The organism is Flavobacterium sp. AC105 (genome assembly GCF_979258495.1).
In genome coordinates, this window is sequence record NZ_OZ409860.1 from 3727737 (window position 1) to 3753292 (window position 25556).

The following is a 25556-nucleotide window of genomic DNA, read 5'->3' on the forward strand; positions in this document are numbered from 1 at the left end:
TAGAGCATCTTACTTTTTACAAAAATCATTTTACGATTTAAGTACAAAATAAATTTATCTACATATGAAAATAATCATCAGAAGCGCCAAAATTATCGATTCAAAAAGTCCGTTTCACAACCAGACTGTTGATCTTTTAATTGCAGATGGTTTAATTGAAAAAATAGGAACTTCAATTCTTGATATCGATGATTCAACCGAAGTAAAATTTGATAATCTGCATCTTTCTCAAGGCTGGTTCGACAGCAGTGTTTCGCTTGGAGAACCAGGTTACGAAGACAGGGAAACCATTGCAAACGGATTGAATGTTGCGGCAAAAAGCGGTTTTACCGCAATTGCCTTACAGCCCAACTCCTACCCTGTTATCGACAATCAATCGCAGGTAAATTTTGTAAAAAATAAAGCAAATGGTTTTGCAACCGAACTTTTCCCAATTGGAGCTTTAACCAAAGCCAGCGAAGGAAAAGATATGGCAGAATTGTTTGATATGAAAAAATCCGGAGCAATCGCTTTTGGAGATTATAATAAAAGTATCGATAATGCCAATTTGTTAAAAATCGCTTTGCAATACGTACAGGATTTTGACGGTTTGGTAATTGCTTATTCGCAAGATCCCAATATAAAAGGAAATGGTGTTGCAAATGAAGGAATCGTTTCAACCAGATTAGGTTTAAAAGGAATTCCAAATTTAGCAGAAGAACTACAAGTAGCGAGAAACTTATTTTTATTAGAATACACGGGAGGAAAACTACACATTCCGACCATTTCTACTGCAAAATCTGTCGAATTAATTAAAGAAGCAAAAGCAAAAGGATTACAAGTAACCTGCAGTGTTTCAGTCCATCATTTGGTTCTTACCGACGAAAAATTAGAAGGTTTTGATACCAGATACAAAATTACACCACCTTTACGAACTAATGATGATAGAAAAGCTCTTCTAAATGCTGTTTTAGACGGAACTATCGATATGATTACTTCAGACCATAATCCAATTGATATTGAATTCAAAAAAATGGAATTTGATACAGCAAAAAACGGAACAATTGGTCTGGAAAGTGCTTTTGGAGCTTTATCAACTATTTTTCCCTTAGAGATTGTAATTGACCAACTAACATCAGGAAAAGCTGTTTTTGGAATCGAAGAGAATTCAATTGCCGAAGGTTCAAAAGCTAATTTTACTTTCTTTAATCCTGAAGGAAAATCGACTTTTACAAAAGAAAATATTCTTTCAAAATCTAAAAATTCTGCTTTTTTAGGAACCGAAATTAAAGGTTCTGTTTACGGAATTTTAAATCAAAATAAACTTGTTATATCTAAATAATTAAAATGAATAATTCAATAGAAGAGGGAAAATCAATCGCAATTACCAGTTATATTTTAATCATTGGTGTTTTGATTGCGATGTCGATGAACTCTGAAAATAAAAATAGTTTTGCTTCTTTTCACATCCGTCAGGCTTTAGGATTGTCTTTGACTTTTATTTCTTTCGGAGCCATTATCAGTAATTTCGACAGCTTTATGATCACTTTTCCAATGTGGATTTGTATTTCAATTTTATGGACTTATGGTATTTTTAGTGCTATTCAGGGACAGACAAGACCAATTCCGTTACTTGGAGCGCTTTTCCAAAAATGGTTTAAATCGATTGGATAAAAGTTTAAATTCCAAATTTTTTATCCCGAAGCTTCGGGACCAAATTTCAAAAAAAAGAAATCCGTTAATTTGCGTATTAATTTTGAACACGGATGACGCAGATTAGCAAGCAAAAACGCAGATAAAACAGATTTTCAGCCTATAAATCTTTGTCAAAGTTTGAAACTTTGACAAAGTTGAAAAATTCATAATTCATAATTTACAATTCACAATTAAAATGAATCTATCTTTAGAATATAAAATACAAGAGCCTAAAGTAATTTTAGATAAAAATCCTGTTTTGCTTTTATTACACGGATATGGCAGCAACGAAGCTGATTTATTTTCTTTTGCTTCTGAACTTCCTGATAATTATTATATCATTTCTGCGCGTGCGCCTTATGATTTACAATATGGAGCGTATGCTTGGTATGCGATAAATTTTGACGCGGATCAGAATAAATTTTCGGATAACGAACAAGCAAAAACTTCACGTGATTTAATTGCAAAATTCATAGATGAATTGATAGCAAATTATCCAATTGATTCAAATAATGTGACTTTGATTGGCTTTAGTCAGGGTTCTATTTTAAGTTATTCGGTTGCACTTTCTTATCCTGAAAAAATTCAGAGAGTTGTGGCAATGAGTGGTTATTTTAATGAAGAAATCATCAAGGAAGGTTACGAGAATAATGACTTTAAAAACTTAAAAATATTCGCTTCTCACGGAACGGTCGATCAGGTGATTCCGATTGACTGGGCCAGAAAAACGCCTGCAATTTTGGAAAAACTAAATATCCCGATTACTTATAAAGAATATCCTGTTGGACATGGCGTTGCTCCGCAGAATTTCTTTGATTTTAAGAATTGGCTTTCAGTATAAAGAGTAAAAATTGAGATGTAAAATGGCAAAACCAGAATACATCTCACTTTTCTATTTTTTACTTTTTACTTAATTATTCTCCTGTATAAATAATCTTCTCCCCTTTTTTCAGAACATAACCTTTCCAGGGAATTAATTGCAAATCGCCTTTAATCCAGGCTTCGCCTTCATGTTTTCTTTCTAAAAGAATCGATTCTTTTTGAGTATCCAGAAAAAGTTCTGCTTTGTTTCCATCAAAAATTACGTATGCAGCTGTTGTATATGTTTTTCCATCATCTGTATGAGATAATTTTGTTCCTTCAAAAATGCGAATACATTCTTTTTTAAGCGAAGACCAACTATAACCTGCGGAAGCTTTGCAGCCATGAGTATCTGTATCAGCTCCCACAACTATTTTTTTTGTTTCTTGTTTTGTAGTTTTATTTTCCTGAGATACTTTTTGGGCACAAGAAAATGACAGACTAATAATAACTGAAAATAAAAATACTTTTTTCATAATCCTAAATTTAATATTACAAATATAGGATTATTCTTTCTTATTTTTGATATAACCAAGTCTGATTTACTTCGAAAGTAATTTTTTCATCCTGATCAACAAAGTATTTCAATAACACTTCTCCCCATAATTCTCCGTTGCTGTAATCTGCAATGATCCATCTGTGGTTTAAGATCTTGATTTTGTTGATGATAAATTTGTTTGGTCCAATTTTATCTTGTCCTGTATAAGGATTTCCGTTTGGATTTGCATTTAGATCCAATAATTTTTCGGTTACAACCGGAATCAATTTTTCGTATAAAATTACTTTTCCTCCAGAAGCGCTGTTGTCGAAGTAATTTTGCGCATTTTCGTCATGTTCTAAAGAAAAATAGTCTGCATCTGCCAATTTTGTTGACACTAAATTAATACTGTCTCTTAGCTTTTTAGTAGTTTTATCGTATCTGTCCTGCTCAAATTTTACTTCACGACTATAAAACATATAAGTAAAAACATTCATTAATATCGCAAGGATAAAAAGATAAAGCATTAAGGATTTTTTCATTTTGTAGTATAATTAAATTGTAATTTGTAAGTTATCGTATGCCAGAAAAACATTTTTCGGCAATTGTTTCTGCACTTCTTCATGAAAGCCTAAAACGTGGCTAATGTGCGTTAAATAAGCTACTTCGGGCTTGACCAGATTTATAAAATCCAGTGCTTCCTGCAGATTGAAGTGTGTGTCGTGCGGTTCTACACGCAAAGCATTCACAACTAAAACTTTAAGATTTTTTAGTTTTTCAACTTCGACTTCGTCAATAGTTTTTACATCGGTTAAATAGGCAAAATCATCAATACGATAACCAAAAACCTGCAAATCGCCGTGCATGACATTTACCGGAATTGCCATTTTATCTCCAATGGCAAAAGGTTTGTCGTTGATTACTTCGATAGTTTTAACGCTTGGCGCGCCGGGATATTTATTGACTGTCTCGAAAACATAATCAAAACGACGTTTTAGATTGTCAATTACACGCTGGTGTGCATAAACAGGAATCTCGCCTTGTCTGAAATTAAACGGACGAATATCATCTAAACCTGCGGTGTGATCAGCATGTTCGTGTGTAAACAAAATGGCATCGAGCCGCCTGCATCCGCAAGAAAGCATTTGCTGCCTGAAATCAGGTCCGCAATCGATAACGTAAGAATGCTCATCCCACGTGATCCAGATGGACACACGGAGCCTTTTGTCCTTAGCATCAGTGCTTTTGCAAACGGGATGATCGACCCCGATAATCGGGATACCCTGGGAAGTACCTGTACCTAAAAAATAGACCTTCAATTGAACTTAATTTTTTTACAAAAATAGGATTATTTCTCTTTCATTAGAAGCCTAATTTGCTAACTTTGTAACAAATCTATTTAAAATAAAATGGGTACAGAAATAAAACTCAAAGGTGACAAGGTCATCGAACAGATTCCTTCTATAAAAGACAAAGCGTTACGCATTAATTTAAACGAGAATATTTACGGAACATTTGCTGAAATTGGTGCTGGACAAGAGACTGTTAGGCATTTTTTTAGATCCGGAGGTTCATCGGGAACAATTGCAAAAGCAATGTCTGCCTATGACAAAGATTTTAGTGATGCCGTTTACGGAATTGAAAGTGATGGTCGTTATGTAACCGAAGAACGACTGAAAAAAATGTTAACTCTGGAAGGCCAAATTATCGAAGAACGATTAAGCAGAGAGAAACATCCTACCAAACTTTTCTTTAGTTACGCTAATACGGTTGCAACTATAGATTTTGCCAAACAATTTAAAGGTCACGGCTGGGTTGGAATTCGGTACCAAATTGAACCTGACGAAGCTTATAACGAAATTATCCTTCACATTCGTTTTAAAGAAACTGATGCACGACTTCAACAAGAGACACTGGGAATTTTAGGTGTAAACTTAATTTACGGTGCTTTTTACAAATACAACGATCCGAAACGATTACTTCGTTATTTATACGATCACTTAGATAAAGACCAACTCGAAATTGATACTATTAACTTCTCAGGACCTCGTTTTGCTGATGTTGATAACCGTTTAATGAGTTTACAGCTGGTTAAAAACGGAATGACTGATGCCGTAATGTTTAACCCTGAAGGAAAAAATATTCTGCCTGCTGCCATTTTATACAAAAAGAACCTTCTTGCCTTAAGAGGAAGTTTTCGTCCGGTTACGAAAGTAAATATGGATATGTATGAGAAATCATTGAAGATGTTTCTTGAAGAAAATAAGGTTGAAAAAGACAATACTTTGGTTGTTTTTGAAATTACACTTTCGAATTTACGTTCGGATGGTGAAATTGATGAACGCGATTTTATGGACAGAGCCGAATTGCTATGTTCGTTGGGTCAGACCGTAATGATTTCGAATTTTCAGGAATATTATAAAGTGGTTGAATATTTTGCTAATTATACCAAAGCCAGAATGGGATTGGCAATGGGCGTAAACAATTTAGTTGATATTTTTGATGAGAAATACTATCGCCATTTAAGTGGTGGAATTCTGGAAGCATTTGGAAAATTATTCTACAGAGATATGAAAGTTTTCTTGTATCCGATGTTAGATGATAATGGCGTTTTGATGAATTCGAACAACTTAAAAGTGCATCCAAGAATGAAAGAATTGTACAAATTCTTTAAATTCAACGGAAAAGTAGTTGATATTGCTGATTATGATCCGAATAATCTGGAGGTTTTCTCTCGCGAGGTTTTAAAAATGATCAATCAGGGAAAACCAGGCTGGGAACCTATGCTTCCGTCCGGTATTGCCGAAATTATAAAAGAACACCATCTTTTTGGCTATCATCCGCAGAAAGAATTAGAACAGAATGCTTAACATAAAAAATCCCAAAAAAGAAAGTTTTCTTTTTTGGGATTTTTTTTTTAAATGTTTGTTTCAGGTTTCAGGTTTGTTTTGTTTCAGGTTTACTTTAATCTTTGTAGAGTAATGGGTGCAATTTCCAAGTCGAAGTATATGATGCCCTTCGACTTCGCTCAGGGTGACAATTGTTTCGTTTAATCTTTGTCAAAGTTTTAAATTTTGACAAAGCGTTACTCACAAACTTGAAACTTTGAAACCTGAAACTTTAAACCTGAAACAAAAATTTTTTATTTCAAAATTTGTGCGGCGTGTTCTTTGGTTTTTACTTGGGAGATTACCTCATCGATAATTCCGTTTTCGTCAATTACGAATGTTGTTCTGTTGATTCCGTCGTATTCTCTTCCCATGAATTTTTTTGGTCCCCAAACGCCAAATGCATTAATTACAGATTTGTCTTCGTCTGCTAATAACGGAAAAGGAAATTCGTATTTATCTCTGAATTTTGATTGTGCTTTTTGACTGTCGGCACTTACGCCCAGAAGTTCATAATTATTGGCTTTAAAACGCTCAAAATTATCTCTTAAATCACAAGCTTCGGCTGTACAGCCTGGCGTGCTTGCTTTTGGATAAAAGAAAACTACTAATTTTTTTCCGGCGTAATCTGCCAGTTTATGTGTTTTTCCGTCCTGATCTACTCCGGAAAAATTTGGAGCTTTATCGCCTTTTTGTAATGTTACCATTTATTTAGATTGTTAGATTATTAGACTTCTTAGATTGTTAGACTTCTTAGATTTCTTAGACTTCTTAGATTTCTTAGATTTCTTAGACTTCTTAGATTTTAGATTTTAGATTTTAGATTTTAGATTTTAGATTTTAGATTTTAGATTTTAGATTTTTGGATTGCGCATAAAAATTGCATTTATAACTTATAATTCACAATTTATAATTCACAATTTATAATTCATAATTAATAATTCATAATTATTTTGTCCCAGATTGTCGTGGAAACCCCGGAATTCTGGCAGCTTATATTTTTTGTGTTTACAAAGTGACTCCCGAAGCTTCGGGAGAAGCTCTTGTAAACGCTTAAAAATGTCGCTGACTGAATGAGGAGTTGAAGCAGAAAGCTGGATTAGGCACATCATTAAAATTATACTATTTTTGCGACTCTAAAATTACGGAAATGAATAAAGAAGCTCGCGTTGCATTTGTTATAAATACGTTAAAAGAACTCTACCCTACTATCCCTGTTCCTCTTGACCATAAAGATCCTTATACGTTGTTGATTGCTGTTTTGCTATCGGCGCAATGTACGGATGTTCGTGTGAATCAGATTACACCTATTCTTTTTGCAAAGGCTGATAATCCGTATGATATGATTAAAATGTCGGTTGAAGAAATCAAGGAAATCATTCGTCCTTGTGGTTTGTCGCCTATGAAATCGAAAGGAATTCACGGTTTGTCGCATATTTTGATTGACAAATATGATGGAAAAGTGCCACAGAGTTTTGAAGCTTTGGAATCGTTGCCTGCTGTTGGACATAAAACTGCAAGTGTGGTTATGTCGCAAGCTTTTGGTGTTCCTGCTTTTCCGGTCGATACACACATTCACAGGCTGATGCACAGATGGAATCTTTCGAATGGAAAAAATGTGATTCAGACTGAGAAAGATGCTAAACGATTATTTCCGAGAGAGATATGGAACGATCTGCATCTTCAGATTATTTGGTACGGACGCGAATATTCGCCTGCAAGAGGATGGAGTCTGGACAAAGATATTATTACGAGAACTGTTGGAAAAAAGTCATTAATAGAAGAAGCTGCTAAAAAGAAAATCTAGCAGCTTCGTTCTTAATTTTTTCAATTATTTTCTACATACCGCTTTTTAGCGCATTGTATTCGTTTGTCATATCCAGCGATCTGTAAACACCTAAAAGTGTTTTTGTTGCGTCTTCATTTTTAGGCTCGATAGTTAATACTTTTTTAAGGTATGGAATTGCACTGCGGGCAATATCATCTTTTTTGGCATTTAACTTATCATATTTCTGCATTTCTGCCGGTGTAGTTCCTAAAGATGATATTTCATCTGCTAAATCTTTCTTTTGCTGTAATTTAAGGTAAGCCAGATTAATATAAGCGTCAATATAATTAGGATTTAATTCTAAAACATAATTATAAATTTCTTCTGCTTTAGGATAATTTTTATTTTCCATGTAAGAATAAGCGAGGTTATTGTTAACCTCTATTTTCTTTGAAGCAACTGTTTCTGTTCTTGGTTTTTCATAAAATCCCTGATCAATTGCTGATTGTCTGGCTTTTGGTGAAACGAAAACATCTTCTTCTTTTGTTTTCTTGTTTGTAGCAAAATACAAAACTCCTTTGCCGGAAAAATTAATCTTTTTTAGACGTTCATAATATTTAATTGCCGACTCGTAATCTTTGGCATTTACAGATGAAGATGCAGCGTTAAACAAGTTTAGTGTATCTTTTTTGTCAAACAAATACACTTTATAACTTTTATCTGCACTTTCTTTAAATCTACCTGCATTAAAATCAGACATTGCGCCATTAACAAGACTGGATTTCAGTTCTTTTAAGGCTGCATTGGCTTTAACCGTAAATTTAAATTTACCGGATTCATTTTCATACAAAAATACATCCTGATAACATTGTGATGCGAGTGTGAAATTATTAGCGGCATCTACATCTTTTCCGGCTAAATCTTTTAGGACATTTCCTTTTAAGAAATAAAAATCAGATTTATCTTCATTAGGCGCATTAAGTATTAGATATTCTGTTTTATTTAAAATTACCAAAGCTTCATCGCTTTTTCCTTTATCAAATAAAGATTGCGCTTCTTTTATCTGGTCTTTTTGAGCAAATGCTCCAATACTCATCAATAGTAGGAATGATAGTATTCTAAGGTTCTTTTTCATTTTTCGGTTTTGTTTAGTTAGTTAAATAAATTTGGAACAAAATATTTAAACAGAGCAAAATCTCTTTTTTGCCCAGATTTAATATTTCAGTAAAAAAATACTAATGGTCGTAATATTTTTATCTAACATTATGACACACAACAAACAAAACGAAATAAGATAGTGTAATTTTTCTTCATAGGTGATTGGGTATTTTGGTTAAACTTTTGATTTTTGGATTTTATACTGGTAAATTATTATCTATTTTAATGTTTTAATACGAAAAACTTCTCAATTAACTATTTTAGTTGAATAAAAAATTATTTTTTAACCAAAATAAAACTAATTATTGAATAAATAAATAAAAACCAAATAAAATATTAAATTTTAACATAAGCAGCCTAATAACCTGATCTAATTACCAAGAAAACAGAACATTAGAATATTATATTTTACTAAAAATAAAAATATAAAAAACTGAATTTACCTCATAAAAAAAACTCACTACTTGTATTTGCATACAAATAGTGAGCTTTTAACCAAAACGACCATTTGGTTTTTTCTTTCGAAATAAACATCCGACAATAGTAGTGGGCTGTTTAATTAGCTATTATTTCAAAACTTTTATCCTCGATTTTCACAATTGTTAAAGCTTGTGAATAACTTAATAAAAAAGAAACAACTTCTTTTTTTGGCTTTAAGTTTTTAGCAGCTAATGCCTTTTTAGAGTAAATTTTCGCCATACTATCAAAATGTTTTATAACAGTATAACGAGCTAATATTCAAAATAGTATTTAGTTAGTCAAAATAATTTGATGTTTATCTATTATTTTTCTTAAATTCATGAGTGCATAACGCATTCTGCCTAATGCTGTATTAATACTAACGTTTGTAAGTTCAGAAATTTCCTTAAAACTCATATCCTGATACATTCGCATTACTAATACTTCTTTTTGATCTTCGGGAAGTTCTTCGATTAATTTTTTTAAATCAACTTCGACCTGATCAACGATCATTTTGCCTTCGATGGTTAACGAATCATCTGACATGATAGAAAAAATCGAAAACTCTTCGGTTTCTCTGTACATTGGCATTTTTTTGGTTTTGCGGAAATGATCTACAATCAAATTGTGAGAAATACGCATAACCCAAGGCAAAAATTTACCTTCTTCGTTATAAGAGTTACTTTTAAGTGTTTTGATTACTTTAATAAAAGTATCTTGAAAAATATCGTTTGAAATATCTCTATCCGCTATCTTAGAATATATAAAACCATATATTTTAGATTCGTGTCTTTTAATTAATGTCGAAAGAGCACTTTCGTTCCCTTCAACATAACTTTTTACCAATAGAGCGTCTGGAATATGCAGATCAGCCATAATACTATCTTTTTAGTTTCTGTGTAAAATTTTTAAGTAATTTTTTCTAAAAAGTAGTTTTATTGTATAGGCGTCTCTTTTATTTTTTGTTATGTTAATAATGTGACCAAATTTAACAAATAATTCTTTTAAAAAGCAAATAAAAAGAACAATAATTAACATGAAAATGTGATTTTACATAAAATAAACTTAAAGTTTACATTTAAAACATTAAATATATGTAAAAACCCATGTTTCTTTAACATACAAAAAACAGATGTAAATACCTTACAATTAAAGGATTATACGTTAAAAACTGCCCGAAATCAAACTCATAAAATTGCTTTTTATTTTATTGGTAAACACGAACATAATCAACATAATATTTTTGTGGAAAAACGGTATCATCCACTTCAGGACCTCCAAAATTTCCTCCTATGGCTAAATTTACAATAATATAGAATGGTTTATTAAAAGGCCATGTATCTTCGTTTTTTACCTGAGGATTAAAGGTATAAACGGATGTTTTATCTACAAAAAATTCAATTTTATCCTTATTCCACTCGATTGCATATACGTGATATCCTTCTTCGATATTAGGGAATGCTGTTCTTTTTGTATTAATGGTATTTCCGTGGCTGTCTTGTGTGTGCAGGGTTGTATAAACCATATGCGGATCTCTGCCTATGTACTCCAGAATATCAATTTCGCCTGTTTTTGGCCAGTGTACCTCATCAATATTGGCGCCTAACATCCAGAAAGCAGGCCATAAACCTTGCCCAACGGGTAATTTTGCTCTGGCTTCGATTCGGCCATATAGAAATTCTTTTTTTCCTTTGGTTGTAATTTTTGTCGAAGTATATTTCGTTCCTTCTTTTCTGGCTTCTATTATTAAATTTCCGTCTTTGATTTCGTGGTTTGTTTTGGTATAAACCTGTCTTTCGTTATTTCCGAAACCACAAAGATTTGGACAGCCGTCTCCGATTTCGAAATTCCAGTTCTTTTCGTTTATTTCTTTTTTATTAAAATTTTCTTCCCAAACCAGTTTTCTTTTTACTTCTTGTGCAAAACAAAAACTTGTAATCATTAACAAGACAACTACTTTTTTCATAGTATCATTTTTAAATTTCTAAAAATTAAGAAGGCCAGCCTAAAACTGACCTTCTTACTCATTCTTACTAATTAATTTGTATTCTATTGATAAACTCTCACGTAATCAATCTCCATAGAAGACTGGGTAAAAGCAGGATCAATATTACCGCCCAGATTACCGCCCATTGCAACATTCAAAATTAAGAAAAAGTCACTGTTAAATGGAAGAGAACCGTCATTTGCTACTGAATGAATTAAAGTATCATCTACATATATTTTTACTGATTCAGGACTCCATACTGTTTTATAAATATGGAATTCTGTTGATACATTTGGAATCGTTTTAGAACCTGTATTACCGTTTCCGCCTGAATGTCCAGGATAATGAAGCGTTGCCAAAATCACGTTTTGATTGTTACCAACATGTTCCATCATGTCTATTTCTCCACAAGCAGGCCATGGTTTCGTTGCATAATTTTGTCCCAGCATCCAAAGCGCCGGCCACGTTCCTGCTCCAATTGGAAGTTTTGCTTTTATTTCGACTTTTCCGTAAGTGAATTTAAATTTACCATCGGATTTTAATCTTGCCGAAGAATAATCAAATCCGCCAGAAGCTTCTTTTTTAGCTGTAATTTTCAGGTTTCCTCCTTGAACTATCACATTTGTTGCTGAGTTGGTATAATTCTGTTTTTCATTATTTCCCCAACCGCTTGTACCATTTCCTAAATCATATGTCCATTTTGCTGCGTCTGGTGCTCCATCTGTATTAAACTCATCTGACCAAACTAAATTTGTATAGTCAGTTACCGGATTTTGATTTGGAGGTGTTGTCGTAAAAATATGATACCAGGCTAATGCAGGATTTCCTCCCATTACGGCTCTAACCACCATTCTGTTTGCTGTAATAGACAAGATTTCGTATGAACTCTGACCTATATAATACCCCATGAAACCTCCACCTGAGAAACTCATTGTTGTACCTCTTGTTTGTGTTGCATGATTAGGATTTGACATTACAACAGATTCTGAAGGGCTTAACGAAACTGTTTTTACTCCGCTTGCATCATAGGCCAAACAAGCATCATCTGGTCCGCTTCCGCCTGCTACACTTTTAAAATCAGCATTAAAGAACGTTGAACCTCCATTGTCTAATTGATATTTCAATTGATCTCCGTCTACAGAGAATGTTAATACGTTCTCGTATAAACAGCTGCTTGTTGGTGAAGCTGCTTTTTCAAAAGCACCTGCCATATAATAATTGGCATAATAGTTTTTAGTAGCATCTCCGTCATTTTGACCTACTCCTAAATGTCCTGGCTCAGAAGCTGACCAATACCATTTTTTAGAAGTTCCGCCAGTTAAAAGCTGAACCGCTTCATCATCTCTAAAATTACTTACTACTGTTACATCAATTGTTGTATTAGATGCTACGCCTCCTTTTCCTGAAGCAATTATGGTTACAGTATAGGTATTTACGCCTGTTTTGGTAAAACGTTTCGTGAAAATTCCGCTTGGAGAATTTTCTGAAGTTCCGTCGCTAAAAACATATTTATAGGATATAGCATTATCAGCTGTTGCGACAAGCTTTACCATTCCTGATCCGTCCCCGTTTGGAGCATCGGCAGTTTTTCCGATAATCTCGGCTGTTACTTTCAAATTAGCCGGTGCTGCTAAATCACCAAATGCATAATCATCTTTTTGGCAACTTATTGCTAATACCAGTGCAAAAAGCAGTACGAAGTATTTATTATATTTTTTCATTTTGATTTTTTTTATAAAATGTAAATTCATTTTAATCTATCAATAAAATTCTATTTTCTATTTATGAAAATAAACGTTATCAATATATATAGTATGTGATCCGCTAGGGTTTCCTGAATAAATCAACTGTGCAATATGAGCACGTGTTGTTAATCCTGTAAAATCGCTTAAAGGAATATCTAAACTTACCCAGGTTCCTTGTGCCGGAGCTGTAAATTTAAGTTCATGCTCGACATCATCACTTCCTGCTCCGTTGTAAACACCATTAACTCCAAAATCAACTAATTTTATTCTGAATTCAGTAAAGTCAGAAGACCAGACATCTACGTGGAAATAAGCCATTCCGGATGCATCAATTGGAGAAACCGGTTCGATACCCACAAAATTTAAATCTGAGTATTTTTTTACCGCATTTCCTGCTACAGCTGTTTCTTCTAAAGTTGCAGCTGACCAGTCTGTACGCCATGTTGCTACAGCTACATTTGTATAAGCATCGCTAAACATAGAGATAACGTCAGAAGCTGCTTTTGTTGGTGTTGGTGCCGGAGTGCTTAATGATTCTCCATCTTTATAGAAATAAATATTGTCTATGAAAACATTTTTACCTGCAGGGTTTCCAACTAATTTCAATTGGAAAATATCTGCTACTGTAAATCCTGTCTGACTTGTAAATGCCGAGATTGGAATATCAATACTTGTCCATTGGTTTGCCGTAAGATCTCTTGTTACTGGTCTTTCTCCATTTGATTTACTGATAAGTGAAAGTTCTAATTTTGGCAAATCTGCTGTCCAGACATCCATGTGAATATAATCCATACCAGATGCATTAGCGGTTACACCGTCTGCAAAAGCAATTCCTTCATAATTTAAATTTGTATAACTTAATATTTTATCTCCATTTAAATCAAATTCTGAATATCCGGTTGATTGTCCCCAATTTGGATAAAAATCTGTTCCTGCAAGGTTTGTATATTTTGAACTGTAAACAGAAATTACATTTCCTGCCGTTCTGTTAGGTGGCGTTGGTGCTGAACTAGTAGGATTAAGTACTAATACTGCTGTAATTTGTTTTGTAAATTCAGTTGTTTTGATCGCAGCACTTTTTGCCACTACACGAATCGTATAAACTCCTGCTTCCTGATACGTATAAGAAACTGATGCTCCGTTATTAGCCGAAATAGGATCCGGTTTTCCTGTTTCTCCAAAATAAACATCATAAAACAAGGCAAAATCTGCAGTTGCTTTTACGGTTACTTTTTTAGAAACTGTTAAATCATTTGTGATTACAACCTGTAAATTTTCAGGCGCTCTAAATGAAACTACAACTTCCTGATCCACTTCGGTTACTTTTCCGCTTATTCCGTATCCTTTAATTTTTGCGTGATACGTTCCTTCTGAATAAACGTGCGTTGTGGTCCCTCCGGGAGATAAAAACTCTGAATCCGCGCTTCCGTCTCCGTAGTTTATTTTGTATTGGGTAACACCTTCTCCTTTAGGTAAAAAAGTAACTTTACCCGTGTTATCTTGTGTTACAGTGGTCAAAGCAGATATGTTTGCCGGTGCGCTAACACCATCTAAATCAATATTGCTGTCATCATTTGAACAACCCAGAAGTATTGCTAAAACGAAAAGACTTATAATAAAATGTAATTTTTTCATAATAATGTTTTTTTAATATCCAGGGTTTTGTTTCCAGTTTCCGTTTGCGAATTGAATTTCTTCAATTGGAAGTGGAAATAATTCGTTTTTATTTGCTGTAAAACCAGGTATTTTTCCAGCTGCTTTTCCTGTTCTTACCAAATCAAAGAAACGATGTCCTTCTCCAAATAATTCTACTCTTCTTTCTGCCCAGATAAAATCTGTAAGTGCTGCTCCTGAAGCCGAAATGTCATGATTATTATCTCCAAAAGCACGTCTTCTTACCTGATTTAAATATGTTCTTGCTTTACCATCATCAATTCCGCCACGGTTATACGCTTCTGCCGCCATTAATAAAACATCTGCATAACGTATTGCTCTGTAATTATTTGGGTTTGTTAAATTCAAATCTCCCTGAGCATCTGAGCTTCTTTTTCTTGGTAAATATTTTCTGTTAAAGAAACCTGTATCTTCATTTCCTTTTCCAAATGTTACACCTTTTCCGTTATCGTAAGCTGTATTTGCTGCTGCAAAGGCTGCGATATCCAAAATAGCAACATCTTTACGTTTGTCGCCAACTTCAAAAGCATCTGCTGATTCCTGAGTTGGAATATTGAAACTATATCCTGAAGAGAAAAGTGGTCCTGAAAAATTTCTGATTCCATTGAAACCAACTCCAACGTTTCCTTCACTACATTGTAAACATCCAAAACCTGCCCCTTCAACATCTGTATATTGTACTTCAAAAACAGATTCTGCTCCGTTTTCTCCTGCCATTTCAAACATCGAATCATAATCAGAAACTAATGAATATTTTCCTGAAGTTATTACAGCATCAAGTGCCGCTGCGGCTTGTGTATATTTATTTTGATATAAATACGCTTTTCCTAATAAAGCCTGAGCTGCTCCTTTTGTTACTCTTCCTTTTTGAGATGCCGTTGGAGATAAATTTTCAGATGCATAGATTAAGTCTGCTTCAATTGAGGCATAAACTTCTTCCACTGATGAACGTGGCACTGTTTTTTCATCTCCAATTTTAAATCGCGCATCTCCTTTCATTGGGATTCCACCAAACCATTTAACTAACTCAAACTGGTAATATGCTCTTAGAAAACGTGTTTCTGCAAGTAGTTGGGTTTTTCCCTCAAAATCGGTTTTATCTTTAAATTCAAGAATATAATTGGCTCTTTGAACTCCTGCAAACATCCAATTCCAGATATCTCTTAAATTGCTGTTTGTCTGCGTATGAATCATATCGTCGATTTGTTGAAAACCAATAACGTCTGTTGGGCTTTCTCCTCCGGCCAATGTATTATCCGAGGCAATTTCGCCCAATAAAACATTAACATAAGAAGACTGAAGCAAATCATATGCTGCAATTAAGGCCTGATCGTAATCTGCTTTAGAGTTAAAGTAATTTTCAGAATCTATCGAATATTCTACTTTTGGATCTACGAACTCGTCTGAACAAGAAATTGTCGAGAACAGAGCTAGCGTTATAATGGTTGTAAATAAATATTTTTTCATTTTAATTGAAATTAAAAATTAATGTTTAAGCCCAATAAAAAGGTTCTTGGAACAGGATAAAATCCGTAATCAATTCCTCCTCCAATTGGTGCTCCGCTTGAAGCTCCCGGATCAAAACCTTTATATTTGGTAAATGTGTACAAGTTATTTACTCCTGTATAAAGTCTTAACTTTGTAATTCCGGCTCTTTGAGATATGTTTGGGTTAAGCGTATATCCTATCTGAACATTCTGAATTCTGAAATACGAAGCATCTTCTACAAAATAATTGGAGAAAACATTATTTGCCGTTGCTCCTGTTGTAACTCTTGGTGTTAAATTGCTGGTACCTTCTCCTGTCCATCTGTCTAACACATAATCTAAACGATTTGCATCTGATAATGTTCTTTCGTAGTTACGAACCATATCATTGCCAATTGAAGCAAAAGTATATACTGCAAAATCAACATTTTTGTAGTTTAACTGCAAATTGAATCCCATTGTAGCTTCCGGAATTGGATCTCCAATATTGGTTTTATCTTTCGTATCAATTACACCATCGCCATTTACATCAACATAACGAAGATCTCCGGGAGCAGCATTTGCACCTAAAGCCAATTGAGATGGATGTGCATCAACTTCTGCCTGATTTTGAAAGATTCCGTCTGTTTTATATCCGTAGAAATAACCTAATGGTTTTCCTACTTCCATTCTTGATGGCGCAGGCTGACCTACTCCAAAAGCTCCTCCTTCGATAAAACCAGTTCCGTTATTTACTTCTAACACTTCATTTTTAAGAAAAGTTACATTGTAACCTACGGTAAAAGAGAAAGAATCAGAAAATTGCTCTTTGTAATTAACTGCAAATTCAAGTCCTGAATTTCTAACCGATCCTGCATTTAATGTTGGCGCGCTTGCACCCGGAGCTCCAATACCTGTAATTCCTGAAACTGGAATATTAGGAATCAATAAATCTTTTCTGGTATCGATAAAATAATCTGTTACAAAAGATAGTTTGTCGTTTAATAAATTGAAATCTAAACCAACGTCAAATTTCTTTGCTTCTTCCCATTTCAAATCCGGGTTTGGCACTTGTCCTGTTGCAGTTCCGTTTACCAAAGTTCCATCAAAAACATACGTTGCTTCTCCTGTTAAAAGTCCTAAATAACCGTAATTAGGAATCTGGTCATTTCCTAAAGTTCCGTAACTCGCTCTTAATTTCAAGAAACTAATTGCTTTAGATTCTCCAAAGAAACCTTCTTTCGAAATTACCCAACCTCCTGTAAAAGATGGAAAATATCCCACTTTATTTCCTGGTCCAAATTTGGTAGAGGAATCACGACGAAGCATCGCTGATAATAAATATTTTCCGCTGTAATCGTATTGAAGTCTTCCAAAATAAGATAATCTTCTTTGGTCGTATACGTATGAGCTGTTTGTTAAAGTTGAAGAAACTCCTTTAGTTAAAGAAATATCTGCAAAATCCCATGAGTTATTTGGCACATCAAAACCAGTTGCCGAAAGTCCGTTACCCCATTCTTTGAAAATAGTTGTACCAACAGTTCCAACAAAATTGTGGTTTTCACCTAGTTTCCCTGTGTAAGTTCCATATAAGTCAAATGAATAATTGTTATCATTTACAGTTCCCTGAGTAACTGAACTTCTTTGAACATCAAAAACTTTTCCGCCATAACTAATTTGTTTACCAAATGATTTTGATTCGCTGTTAGAAGTATTAAAACCAATTGAACTTGAAAGTACAAATCCTTTGAAGATTTTATAATCCAAACCAAAATTTCCATTCAGTTTTTTATAGTTGTAATCGTTATAAGTATTTGCGATTTGCGCTAACGGATTAATAATCTCGTTTCCTAATCCTGTTGTATTTGGTACTAAAGTAAAATTACCATCAGCATCATAAGGCTTAAGTGTTGCAGGAACGTTCAAAGCGTTAAATAAAACAGAACCTAATCCGTTTTCATTTAATGTATTTCTGGTGAAATAAGTATAGATAACGTTTGTTCTCAATTTGAATTTATCACTCAAATCTGCCGTTAAACCTAATCTTGCTGTGTTTCTTAAGAAACCAGATTTGTCTCCACCAACAATTCCTTCCTGATCTAAATGTGAACCACTCACAGAGTAAGCAATTTTTTCACCACCTCCGGAAATTGTTAAATCATTACTGATAATAGGAACTCCTTCTTTAAAAACCTGATCTTGCCAGTTTGTACCATTTCCTAAACCACTGGCATTTGGATAAGGAAGTGCTTTTCCTCCATTTGCATAACTTTCGTTTAATAAAAGGGCATATTCTGTAGCGTTTAACGTTGGCAATTTTCTGGATGTTTCCTGAAATCCTGTATAGCTGTTAAAAGAAACTTTAGTTTTTGAATTCTTTTTACCTTGTTTGGTTGTCACCAAAATAATTCCGTTTGCTCCAATAGTTCCGTAAATAGCGGCTTGAGCATCTTTTAAAACGGTGATTGTTTCAATATCATTAGGATTTAGTAAACCTAAGTCTCCCACATAACCATCAATAATAGTAGTTGGTCTGTTTTCACCATTTGTGGCTATACCACGAATACGAATATCCAATGGCGCGCCCGGTGCTCCGGATTGTGTAGTAACATTTACCCCTGACATTGTACCTTGTAAAGCTTGCTCGATTCTTGCTGGTTTCAAGAGATCAAGTGTTTTACTGTCTACTGTAGAAACGGCTCCGGTTACTTCTCTTTTCTTTTGAGTACCGTAACCAATAACCACAACTTCATCAAGCGATTTGGCATCATCGCTCATTTTAACTGTTATTTTGGTTCCTGAAACCACAACTTCTTGTGTTTTAAAACCTATATAACTGAAAACAATTGTTGTTCCCTTAGGAACGGCTGATAATTTAAACGATCCGTCGAAGTCTGTGGTTGTACTTTGCGACGAACTTTTAACTTTTACATTTACTCCTGGTAATGATAAACCGGAGCCATCCAGTACTGTACCGCTAACATCAAAAGACTGCGAAAACGCATAAGATGTAAACAGCATTAGTACAATTAGTAATAATTTAGATTTCATAATTAGTTAGTTTTTATTGAAAGATAAATTTATCTGATCCGATTAGGAAAACGATAATTTTAACCTCAACAAAAAACATACATCACAAAAAAAATATTACTATATTCAATATATCTCAAAAAACATCCCTATTTAATCACAAATTCAGAATGTTAATTTTTTAACAGAAACACTACAAAAGCACAACAAAACGTTAATGTTGAGGTAATGTATAGTTTTTTAAAGCTGATTTTTTCTGTACTATACAGCCAGGATATATTCAACTAAACCGTTTTCGTGCTGCAAATCCATTTTTTTACGCAAACGATACCTTTTTATTTCAACACTTCGAACCGAAATATTGAATAAAGGTGCAATTTCTTTCGATGAAAGATTAAGACGTAAATACGCACAAAGTCGCAAATCATTTGGGGTTAACAGCGGATGAAGCTGTTTTATTCTTTTCAGAAAATCCTTATCGGCACTATCAAATGCTTCTTTGAATACATTCCAGGAATCCTCTTCGGTTATGTTTTTATTAATAGTACTAATAACTGATTTGATGTTGAGGCTGTCATTTTGATTTGTCTTCTTCAAATCTTCTTTAATGAAAGCCAGCAATTCATTTTTGCTGTTCAAACTCATCGTAGAAACTGCCAATTCCCGATTTTTATTATCCACATCCTGCGAAAGCTGTTCGTTTCTTAACTTCATTAATTGCTGCTCATTTTCTAATTCTTTTATTTCAAGCAAAAGATTATTCTCTTCGATTAATTTCTCTTTTTGTTTTCTATAATAATTAGTATACGCCTTATTGATAAAATAAGCCAATACAAACATTAATGACAAATATATAAACCAAGCCAAATTAGTTAGATACCACGGTTTTAACACAACAAATGTATAGGTAGCCGTATTTTGTAAAATGGTATTTGCATATTTCGCCCTTACTTTAAATGTGTATTTTCCCGGCGACAGGTTTTTAAAATTCACCGTTGCTTTTGTACTCCACTCACTCCAGTCATTCTGAAAACCTTCTAATGAATACTGATATTCTGAATTAATATATTTGTTGTATTCCGGAACTGTATAGTTTAATGTAATATTGTTTTCAGTTGATTTAAATTCGCCTTCATCCTGAATTGCAACATTTTTTAAGGTTTCATTTTGTTTATTTATAGTTATATCCGTTATCAAAACAGTATAATTTTTAAAACTCAAATCATCAATATTCAATGTATAATATCCATCGGTTGTACCAATTAAATAGGTTGATTTCGAAATTTGAGTTATATTTTCAAAACCTAACATCGAATTGGTTAAAGACGACGGAATTGGAATTACATTTTGTTTTAATTGATTGCTCAGTTTGCTGGCAGAGAAATAATGAATGTAATTTTTTGAAAACAACCAGATTTTATTCGAATTATCGACAATTAATTTTCCGGAAGTATACTCGTCTTTTTCGAAAATAGAGCTCAGTAAATTATCTTTTTCAAATTGTTTTGAAGTTGGGTTTAATTTAAAAATTCCGCCTTTATAAGCGTAATAAATTTGATTGTTGAATTTGGTCAAACTTGCATTTTTCCCTTTTTGTGGAGATTTATAAGCATAAAAACCATTCGTTTTGGTTAAAGATTTATCTAATTTCAATCTGAAAATCCCTTTATATTCATGGCTTATATAAACTTCAAAATTATTTGTAATTTCAAAATAACGGGACGAATAACCAAAACCCTGAATTTTGTTTTTAAAAACCCATTGATTATTTACTTTTTCCAAAACCGAAATTCCATAATAATTCCCCTGAAGCAATTGATTTTTCGCATTCGGAACTTGTTCAAATTTCCAGGTTCCAGAAGCCGAAAATATACTTCTGGCGGAATCATTCGTAACAATAAAAGTTCCCGAATCATGTCCGCAGAAAAGCGTATTATCGTATACAAATAAAGACCAAACCTGACCTTTTGTTCCGTTTATGAACTTAAATTCTGAATTGCTCTGAATGCTTTTACAAAATAATCCCTGATTCGTTCCCACATACAAAATTCCGTTAAAAGTTGCAGAAGCATACACAGTTCCTAAAACGCCCGTATCATCTGTAAAACTATGCACTGGCGAATTAATATTAATACAATTGATACCGTTATCAAGTCCTGCCCATAAATTTTGATCTTTATCTTCAAAAAGTGACAAAGCGGTATTATTGCTTAAACCTTTGCTTTGCGAAATATGATATTTTAGTTTTCCGGTATCCGATAAAATAAAAATTCCGTTAGAAACTGTTCCCAAAGCAAAACTTCCGTCCTGCAGAAGCTGGCTGCTATATACAAAACTTGATTTCAATTCGGCATCAACATCCGTTGAAAAACGAGTTAAACTGTTTCCGACTAACTTATAAATACCGTCTAATTGGGTCTGAATCAGCAAACCATCATCTGTGGTAAAAACATTGACAATCGTAAATTTTTTAAGAATAGGATGATCCGAAACTAATTTGGCTTTTCCGCTTTCAATTTCAAAAAGTCCTTCTTTTATGGTTTGGAAATAAATAGCATTTTTTGGCGCAAACGACTTTATAACACCATTTTTAGGCGCAATAATTTTAAATTTTCCGGTTTTGGTATCATAAATATAAATTCGGTTCAGGGATTGAAATAATATCCATTGATCGTATTTCAGAATATTCCAAAATTGTTCGTCGTCTAATATTTTATGTTTGATGGTGTCACTTAGCGAAGTATATTTCAATTTACCGTTTGTCTGCCTCGTCCAATAGCCAAAATTCATGTAACAACCTGTATAAACCTTATTCCCAATCACTTTTACAGATCGAATAATAGTTTCATTTGGAGCCGGATATAATTGCCACGTTGTACCATTATATTCTAAAAGTCCGTCGTTATTGGCAAAATACAAATAGTTTTGATCGTCCTGCGAAATCATCCAGCTCTGATTTCCTGCGCCATAAACAGACGATGAATATTTAACAATTGGTGGAAACTCCTGCGAAAACAGCAGGAAACCCATCAAAAATAGCAGTATAGAAAGTTTAGTTTTCAAATTTGGAATTGTTTAATTTGGTGGAAAAACAGTTCTAAAATAGGGTATTTTATATTGAAATAACAAGTTGAGCGCAATTATTTTTAACATCTAAAATCTATATTAAAAAAACATGCCACAGATTAAAATCATTAAAATGATTGCTTTGGCTGGCGCTTTTTTTTGCCACAAATTTCACAAATTATCACAAATTGAATTGAGGCAAATTATTGTAATTCCTTGCGAAAAAGAATTAGTGGAAATTCATGCAATTCGTGGCGAAAAAAAAATCTAATCCGTGTACTAAGAAATTAGTTAAAATTTGGAACAATCTCATTAACAGAACTCAATTCAAAATTGATTACTTTTGTAAAAATTGACTTTTTTTATGCAAATCGACCTTTCGACACTCGACCCAAAACATAATATTATAATTAAAGGAGCACAAGTACATAACTTAAAAAATGTAGATGTTGCAATTCCCAGAAACAAACTTGTTGTTATTACAGGTCTTTCGGGATCAGGAAAATCAAGTTTGGCATTTGACACTTTATACGCCGAAGGACAACGCCGTTATGTAGAAAGTTTGTCTTCGTACGCGCGTCAGTTTTTGGGACGTCTTGACAAACCAAAAGTGGAATACATAAAAGGTATTGCGCCGGCAATTGCCATTGAGCAAAAAGTAAATACAACCAACGCCCGTTCGACGGTTGGAACTTCTACTGAAATCTACGATTACATTAAACTGCTTTTCGCCAGAATTGGGCGTACGTATTCGCCAATTTCAGGACAAGAAGTTAAAAAAAATACAGTTACAGATGTTGTTGCTGATGTAAAAAACCTGGAGTTAGACAGTAAATGGATGTTGCTTTCGCCTATTCATCTTGAAGAAGGACGAAAACTCGAAGACAAACTTAAAGTACTTTTACAGCAAGGTTTTGCACGTGTTTTAGTCGATAACGAAATGGTTCGTTTAGATGAATTTACGCCTACAGAACTTCATAAATTAGACAATAAAGACATTTTATTGGTCATTGACAGAATTGTTGTTAAAGATGAAGAAGAGTTTTACAATCGTCTGGCTGATGCGGTTCAAACTGCTTTTTTTGAAGGAAAAGGAATTTGTTATTTACAAGAATTAAACTCCGATAAAAGATTCACGTATTCAAATAATTTTGAATTAGACGGCATTACATTTCTGGAACCTAACGTTCATTTATTCAGTTTCAACAATCCTTACGGAGCTTGTCCGGTTTGCGAAGGTTACGGAAATATTATTGGTATTGATGCTGATTTGGTTGTTCCAAATACATCATTATCGGTTTTTGAAAGCGCCATTTATCCTTGGCGAGGCGAAAGCATGAGCTGGTACAAAGACGAATTGATAAAACACGCCTATAAGTTTGATTTCCCAATTCATAAACCCTATTTCGAACTTTCAGAAGATCAAAAAGATTTAATCTGGAAAGGAAATCAGTATTTTCAGGGTTTAAATGGTTTCTTTAAAGAACTGGAAGAAAAAAATTATAAAATTCAAAACCGTGTCATGTTATCCCGTTACCGCGGAAAAACAAAATGTCACGCTTGCCGCGGAAAACGTTTACGCGTTGAAGCTTCATACGTAAAAATCAACGGTAAAACAGTTTCTGATTTAGTTGATTTACCTATTAAACATTTGGTTACTTTTTTCAAAAACATCGATTTAAATGTTTACGAACAACAAATCGCCAAACGTTTGATGGTTGAAATTAACAACCGTTTGTCATTTTTAACAGAAGTTGGTCTGGATTATCTGACTTTAAACAGAAATTCGGCAACACTTTCAGGAGGAGAATCGCAGCGTATAAATCTTGCTACTTCGTTAGGAAGCAGTTTGGTTGGTTCGATGTATATTCTCGATGAGCCAAGTATTGGTTTGCACCCAAAAGATTCTGAGCGATTAATTAAGGTTTTGCTTTCTCTCCGTGATTTAGGAAATACGGTTATTGTCGTAGAACATGACGAAGATATCATGAAAGCCGCCGATATGATTATTGATATTGGTCCTGAAGCCGGAACTTTTGGCGGTCATTTAGTAGCGCAGGGAACTTATGAAGAAATCCTAAAATCTGATTCTTTAACGGCAAAATATTTAAATGGAGATTTAGAAATTTCTGTTCCAAAGAAAAGAAGAAAATTCAAAAACCATATTGATATTATTGGTGCAAGAGAAAATAACTTAAAAAATATTAATGTTACGTTCCCATTAGATGTTTTAACTGTAGTTACAGGAGTTTCAGGAAGTGGAAAAAGTACGCTAATCAAAAAGATTTTATTTCCTGCCATGCAGAAAAAACTGGAAAATGCTGCTGAAAAAGCAGGCCAGTTTAGCGATATAAAAGGTTCTTTTTCGCAAATAAAACATATTGAATACGTTGATCAAAATCCAATTGGGAGAAGTTCTCGTTCAAATCCGGTAACTTATATTAAAGCGTATGATGATATTCGTGAATTATATGCCAAAGAAAAATTATCTAAAATAAGGGGGTATCAGGCTAAACATTTTTCTTTTAATGTTGATGGTGGCCGATGCGAAACCTGTAAAGGAGAAGGCTCTATAAACGTTGAAATGGTATTTATGGCCGATGTTTCGCTGCCATGCGAAACTTGTGGTGGAAAACGTTTCAAAAAAGAAATTTTAGAAGTCAATTTTGACGATAAAAACATCAACGATATTCTAACGATGACTATTGATGATGCTATTGCGTTTTTCGATAAAAATAAACAAGCAAAAATTACACAGAAATTACAGCCGCTTCAGGATGTTGGTTTGGGATATGTACAATTAGGGCAATCTTCTTCTACGCTTTCAGGCGGAGAAGCACAACGTATTAAATTAGCTTCGTTTTTAGTAAAAGGCGCTACAAAAGACAAAGCTTTGTTTGTTTTTGATGAGCCAACAACGGGTTTACACTTTCATGACATCAAAAAATTATTAGCTTCATTTGATGCTTTAATTGAAAAAGGACATTCGATAATCGTTATTGAACATAATCTTGATTTGATAAAATGTGCCGACTGGATTATCGATTTAGGCCCTGAAGGCGGAGAAAACGGCGGACACTTATTAGCTGTAGGAACTCCTGAGGAAGTTGCCAAAGAAAAGAAATCGGTAACGGGGATTTATTTAAAGGATAAGCTTTAGGAAATAGGTTCTGAGCTTCTGAAAAAAGAAATATTTTTTTTTACAGAGTTTCTTCCCGGGATAATTATAAATTAAAAAATTCCAAATTCCATGCGATAATAGCAATTGGAATTTGGAATTTTTTTAATTTGATTTTTTAATC

General features: G+C 33.7%; 20 protein-coding genes. 7 read left to right on the forward strand and 13 right to left on the reverse strand.

Features of this window, described 5'->3' with window-relative positions; genetic code table 11:
- Positions 1 to 64 precede the first annotated feature (64 nt).
- The 3 genes from ACZ0AH_RS15340 (at position 65) to ACZ0AH_RS15350 (ending at position 2515) form a co-directional block, all read left to right on the forward strand.
- Positions 65 to 1321 (forward strand): dihydroorotase, encoded by a 1257-nt coding sequence (locus tag ACZ0AH_RS15340; protein ID WP_463476668.1) that lies wholly within the window; start codon positions 65 to 67, stop codon positions 1319 to 1321.
- A gap of 5 nt (positions 1322 to 1326) precedes the next feature.
- Entirely contained in the window at positions 1327 to 1653 is a 327-nt protein-coding gene (locus ACZ0AH_RS15345; RefSeq protein ID WP_463476669.1) for a hypothetical protein, read from the forward strand.
- A 217-nt stretch (positions 1654 to 1870) separates the two neighbouring features.
- On the forward strand, positions 1871 to 2515 hold the full coding sequence (locus ACZ0AH_RS15350; protein WP_463476670.1) for an alpha/beta hydrolase: 645 nt from the start codon (positions 1871 to 1873) through the stop codon (positions 2513 to 2515).
- 73 nt (positions 2516 to 2588) lie between these two features.
- On the opposite strand, the gene ACZ0AH_RS15355 is transcribed toward ACZ0AH_RS15350, so the two are convergent.
- The 3 genes from ACZ0AH_RS15355 to ACZ0AH_RS15365 are packed head-to-tail and all read right to left on the reverse strand — an operon-like array spanning position 2589 to position 4332.
- On the reverse strand, positions 2589 to 3011 hold the full coding sequence (locus tag ACZ0AH_RS15355) for a hypothetical protein (RefSeq protein ID WP_463476671.1): 423 nt from the start codon (positions 3009 to 3011) through the stop codon (positions 2589 to 2591).
- A gap of 40 nt (positions 3012 to 3051) precedes the next feature.
- Complete coding sequence (locus ACZ0AH_RS15360; RefSeq protein ID WP_463476672.1) at positions 3052 to 3555, reverse strand: hypothetical protein; 504 nt, start codon at positions 3553 to 3555, stop codon at positions 3052 to 3054.
- 12 nt (positions 3556 to 3567) lie between these two features.
- On the reverse strand, positions 3568 to 4332 hold the full coding sequence (locus ACZ0AH_RS15365) for an MBL fold metallo-hydrolase (protein ID WP_463476673.1): 765 nt from the start codon (positions 4330 to 4332) through the stop codon (positions 3568 to 3570).
- Positions 4333 to 4422: 90 nt separating this feature from the next.
- Between ACZ0AH_RS15365 and ACZ0AH_RS15370 the strand changes: the two genes are divergently transcribed.
- Positions 4423 to 5883: a TonB-dependent receptor gene (locus ACZ0AH_RS15370; RefSeq protein WP_463476674.1), complete on the forward strand. Its 1461-nt coding sequence runs from the start codon at positions 4423 to 4425 to the stop codon at positions 5881 to 5883.
- 272 nt (positions 5884 to 6155) lie between these two features.
- On the opposite strand, the gene bcp is transcribed toward ACZ0AH_RS15370, so the two are convergent.
- Positions 6156 to 6608, reverse strand: coding sequence for a thioredoxin-dependent thiol peroxidase (gene bcp / locus ACZ0AH_RS15375; protein WP_463476675.1), 453 nt, complete (start codon positions 6606 to 6608; stop codon positions 6156 to 6158).
- 443 nt (positions 6609 to 7051) lie between these two features.
- On the opposite strand from bcp, the gene ACZ0AH_RS15380 reads away from it, so the two are divergent.
- Positions 7052 to 7708: an endonuclease III domain-containing protein gene (locus ACZ0AH_RS15380; RefSeq protein WP_463476676.1), complete on the forward strand. Its 657-nt coding sequence runs from the start codon at positions 7052 to 7054 to the stop codon at positions 7706 to 7708.
- 31 nt (positions 7709 to 7739) lie between these two features.
- Here ACZ0AH_RS15380 and ACZ0AH_RS15385 read toward each other — a convergent pair whose 3' ends face one another.
- The 9 genes from ACZ0AH_RS15385 to ACZ0AH_RS15425 form a co-directional block, all read right to left on the reverse strand.
- A complete protein-coding gene (locus ACZ0AH_RS15385; protein ID WP_463476677.1) occupies positions 7740 to 8804 on the reverse strand; it encodes a tetratricopeptide repeat protein in 1065 nt (354 codons plus the stop codon).
- A 578-nt stretch (positions 8805 to 9382) separates the two neighbouring features.
- Positions 9383 to 9526 (reverse strand): hypothetical protein, encoded by a 144-nt coding sequence (locus ACZ0AH_RS15390; protein ID WP_463476678.1) that lies wholly within the window; start codon positions 9524 to 9526, stop codon positions 9383 to 9385.
- A gap of 51 nt (positions 9527 to 9577) precedes the next feature.
- On the reverse strand, positions 9578 to 10162 hold the full coding sequence (locus tag ACZ0AH_RS15395; RefSeq protein WP_463476679.1) for an RNA polymerase sigma factor: 585 nt from the start codon (positions 10160 to 10162) through the stop codon (positions 9578 to 9580).
- A 331-nt stretch (positions 10163 to 10493) separates the two neighbouring features.
- A complete protein-coding gene (locus ACZ0AH_RS15400; RefSeq protein ID WP_463476680.1) occupies positions 10494 to 11252 on the reverse strand; it encodes a glycoside hydrolase family 16 protein in 759 nt (252 codons plus the stop codon).
- Positions 11253 to 11335: 83 nt separating this feature from the next.
- Positions 11336 to 12994 carry a family 16 glycosylhydrolase gene (locus ACZ0AH_RS15405; protein WP_463476681.1) on the reverse strand — a complete coding sequence of 553 codons (1659 nt, stop codon included), beginning with the start codon at positions 12992 to 12994 and terminating at the stop codon, positions 11336 to 11338.
- Between the two features lie 57 nt (positions 12995 to 13051).
- Complete coding sequence (locus tag ACZ0AH_RS15410) at positions 13052 to 14653, reverse strand: hypothetical protein (protein WP_463476682.1); 1602 nt, start codon at positions 14651 to 14653, stop codon at positions 13052 to 13054.
- 12 nt (positions 14654 to 14665) lie between these two features.
- Positions 14666 to 16159 carry a RagB/SusD family nutrient uptake outer membrane protein gene (locus ACZ0AH_RS15415; protein ID WP_463476683.1) on the reverse strand — a complete coding sequence of 498 codons (1494 nt, stop codon included), beginning with the start codon at positions 16157 to 16159 and terminating at the stop codon, positions 14666 to 14668.
- 11 nt (positions 16160 to 16170) lie between these two features.
- On the reverse strand, positions 16171 to 19209 hold the full coding sequence (locus tag ACZ0AH_RS15420) for a SusC/RagA family TonB-linked outer membrane protein (protein WP_463476684.1): 3039 nt from the start codon (positions 19207 to 19209) through the stop codon (positions 16171 to 16173).
- Between the two features lie 240 nt (positions 19210 to 19449).
- Positions 19450 to 22251, reverse strand: coding sequence for a triple tyrosine motif-containing protein (locus ACZ0AH_RS15425; RefSeq protein ID WP_463476685.1), 2802 nt, complete (start codon positions 22249 to 22251; stop codon positions 19450 to 19452).
- Positions 22252 to 22363: 112 nt separating this feature from the next.
- Here ACZ0AH_RS15425 and ACZ0AH_RS15430 point away from each other — a divergent pair, with 112 nt between their 5' ends.
- Both ACZ0AH_RS15430 and uvrA read left to right on the forward strand, forming a co-directional pair.
- Positions 22364 to 22525, forward strand: coding sequence for a hypothetical protein (locus ACZ0AH_RS15430; protein WP_463476686.1), 162 nt, complete (start codon positions 22364 to 22366; stop codon positions 22523 to 22525).
- A gap of 93 nt (positions 22526 to 22618) precedes the next feature.
- Positions 22619 to 25414 carry an excinuclease ABC subunit UvrA gene (uvrA, locus tag ACZ0AH_RS15435; protein ID WP_463476687.1) on the forward strand — a complete coding sequence of 932 codons (2796 nt, stop codon included), beginning with the start codon at positions 22619 to 22621 and terminating at the stop codon, positions 25412 to 25414.
- Positions 25415 to 25556: the final 142 nt, after the last annotated feature.

Bases quoted from the DNA above. Each gene is read 5' to 3' on its own strand.
- ACZ0AH_RS15340 (WP_463476668.1), top strand. From the start codon at position 65: ATGAAAATAATCATCAGAAGCGCCAAAATTATCGATTCAAAAAGTCCG.
- ACZ0AH_RS15345 (WP_463476669.1), top strand. From the start codon at position 1,327: ATGAATAATTCAATAGAAGAGGGAAAATCAATCGCAATTACCAGTTAT.
- ACZ0AH_RS15350 (WP_463476670.1), top strand. From the start codon at position 1,871: ATGAATCTATCTTTAGAATATAAAATACAAGAGCCTAAAGTAATTTTA.
- ACZ0AH_RS15355 (WP_463476671.1), bottom strand. From the start codon at position 3,011: ATGAAAAAAGTATTTTTATTTTCAGTTATTATTAGTCTGTCATTTTCT.
- ACZ0AH_RS15360 (WP_463476672.1), bottom strand. From the start codon at position 3,555: ATGAAAAAATCCTTAATGCTTTATCTTTTTATCCTTGCGATATTAATG.
- ACZ0AH_RS15370 (WP_463476674.1), top strand. From the start codon at position 4,423: ATGGGTACAGAAATAAAACTCAAAGGTGACAAGGTCATCGAACAGATT.
- bcp (WP_463476675.1), bottom strand. From the start codon at position 6,608: ATGGTAACATTACAAAAAGGCGATAAAGCTCCAAATTTTTCCGGAGTA.
- ACZ0AH_RS15380 (WP_463476676.1), top strand. From the start codon at position 7,052: ATGAATAAAGAAGCTCGCGTTGCATTTGTTATAAATACGTTAAAAGAA.
- ACZ0AH_RS15385 (WP_463476677.1), bottom strand. From the start codon at position 8,804: ATGAAAAAGAACCTTAGAATACTATCATTCCTACTATTGATGAGTATT.
- ACZ0AH_RS15390 (WP_463476678.1), bottom strand. From the start codon at position 9,526: ATGGCGAAAATTTACTCTAAAAAGGCATTAGCTGCTAAAAACTTAAAG.
- ACZ0AH_RS15395 (WP_463476679.1), bottom strand. From the start codon at position 10,162: ATGGCTGATCTGCATATTCCAGACGCTCTATTGGTAAAAAGTTATGTT.
- ACZ0AH_RS15400 (WP_463476680.1), bottom strand. From the start codon at position 11,252: ATGAAAAAAGTAGTTGTCTTGTTAATGATTACAAGTTTTTGTTTTGCA.
- ACZ0AH_RS15405 (WP_463476681.1), bottom strand. From the start codon at position 12,994: ATGAAAAAATATAATAAATACTTCGTACTGCTTTTTGCACTGGTATTA.
- ACZ0AH_RS15410 (WP_463476682.1), bottom strand. From the start codon at position 14,653: ATGAAAAAATTACATTTTATTATAAGTCTTTTCGTTTTAGCAATACTT.
- ACZ0AH_RS15415 (WP_463476683.1), bottom strand. From the start codon at position 16,159: ATGAAAAAATATTTATTTACAACCATTATAACGCTAGCTCTGTTCTCG.
- ACZ0AH_RS15420 (WP_463476684.1), bottom strand. From the start codon at position 19,209: ATGAAATCTAAATTATTACTAATTGTACTAATGCTGTTTACATCTTAT.
- ACZ0AH_RS15430 (WP_463476686.1), top strand. From the start codon at position 22,364: ATGCCACAGATTAAAATCATTAAAATGATTGCTTTGGCTGGCGCTTTT.
- uvrA (WP_463476687.1), top strand. From the start codon at position 22,619: ATGCAAATCGACCTTTCGACACTCGACCCAAAACATAATATTATAATT.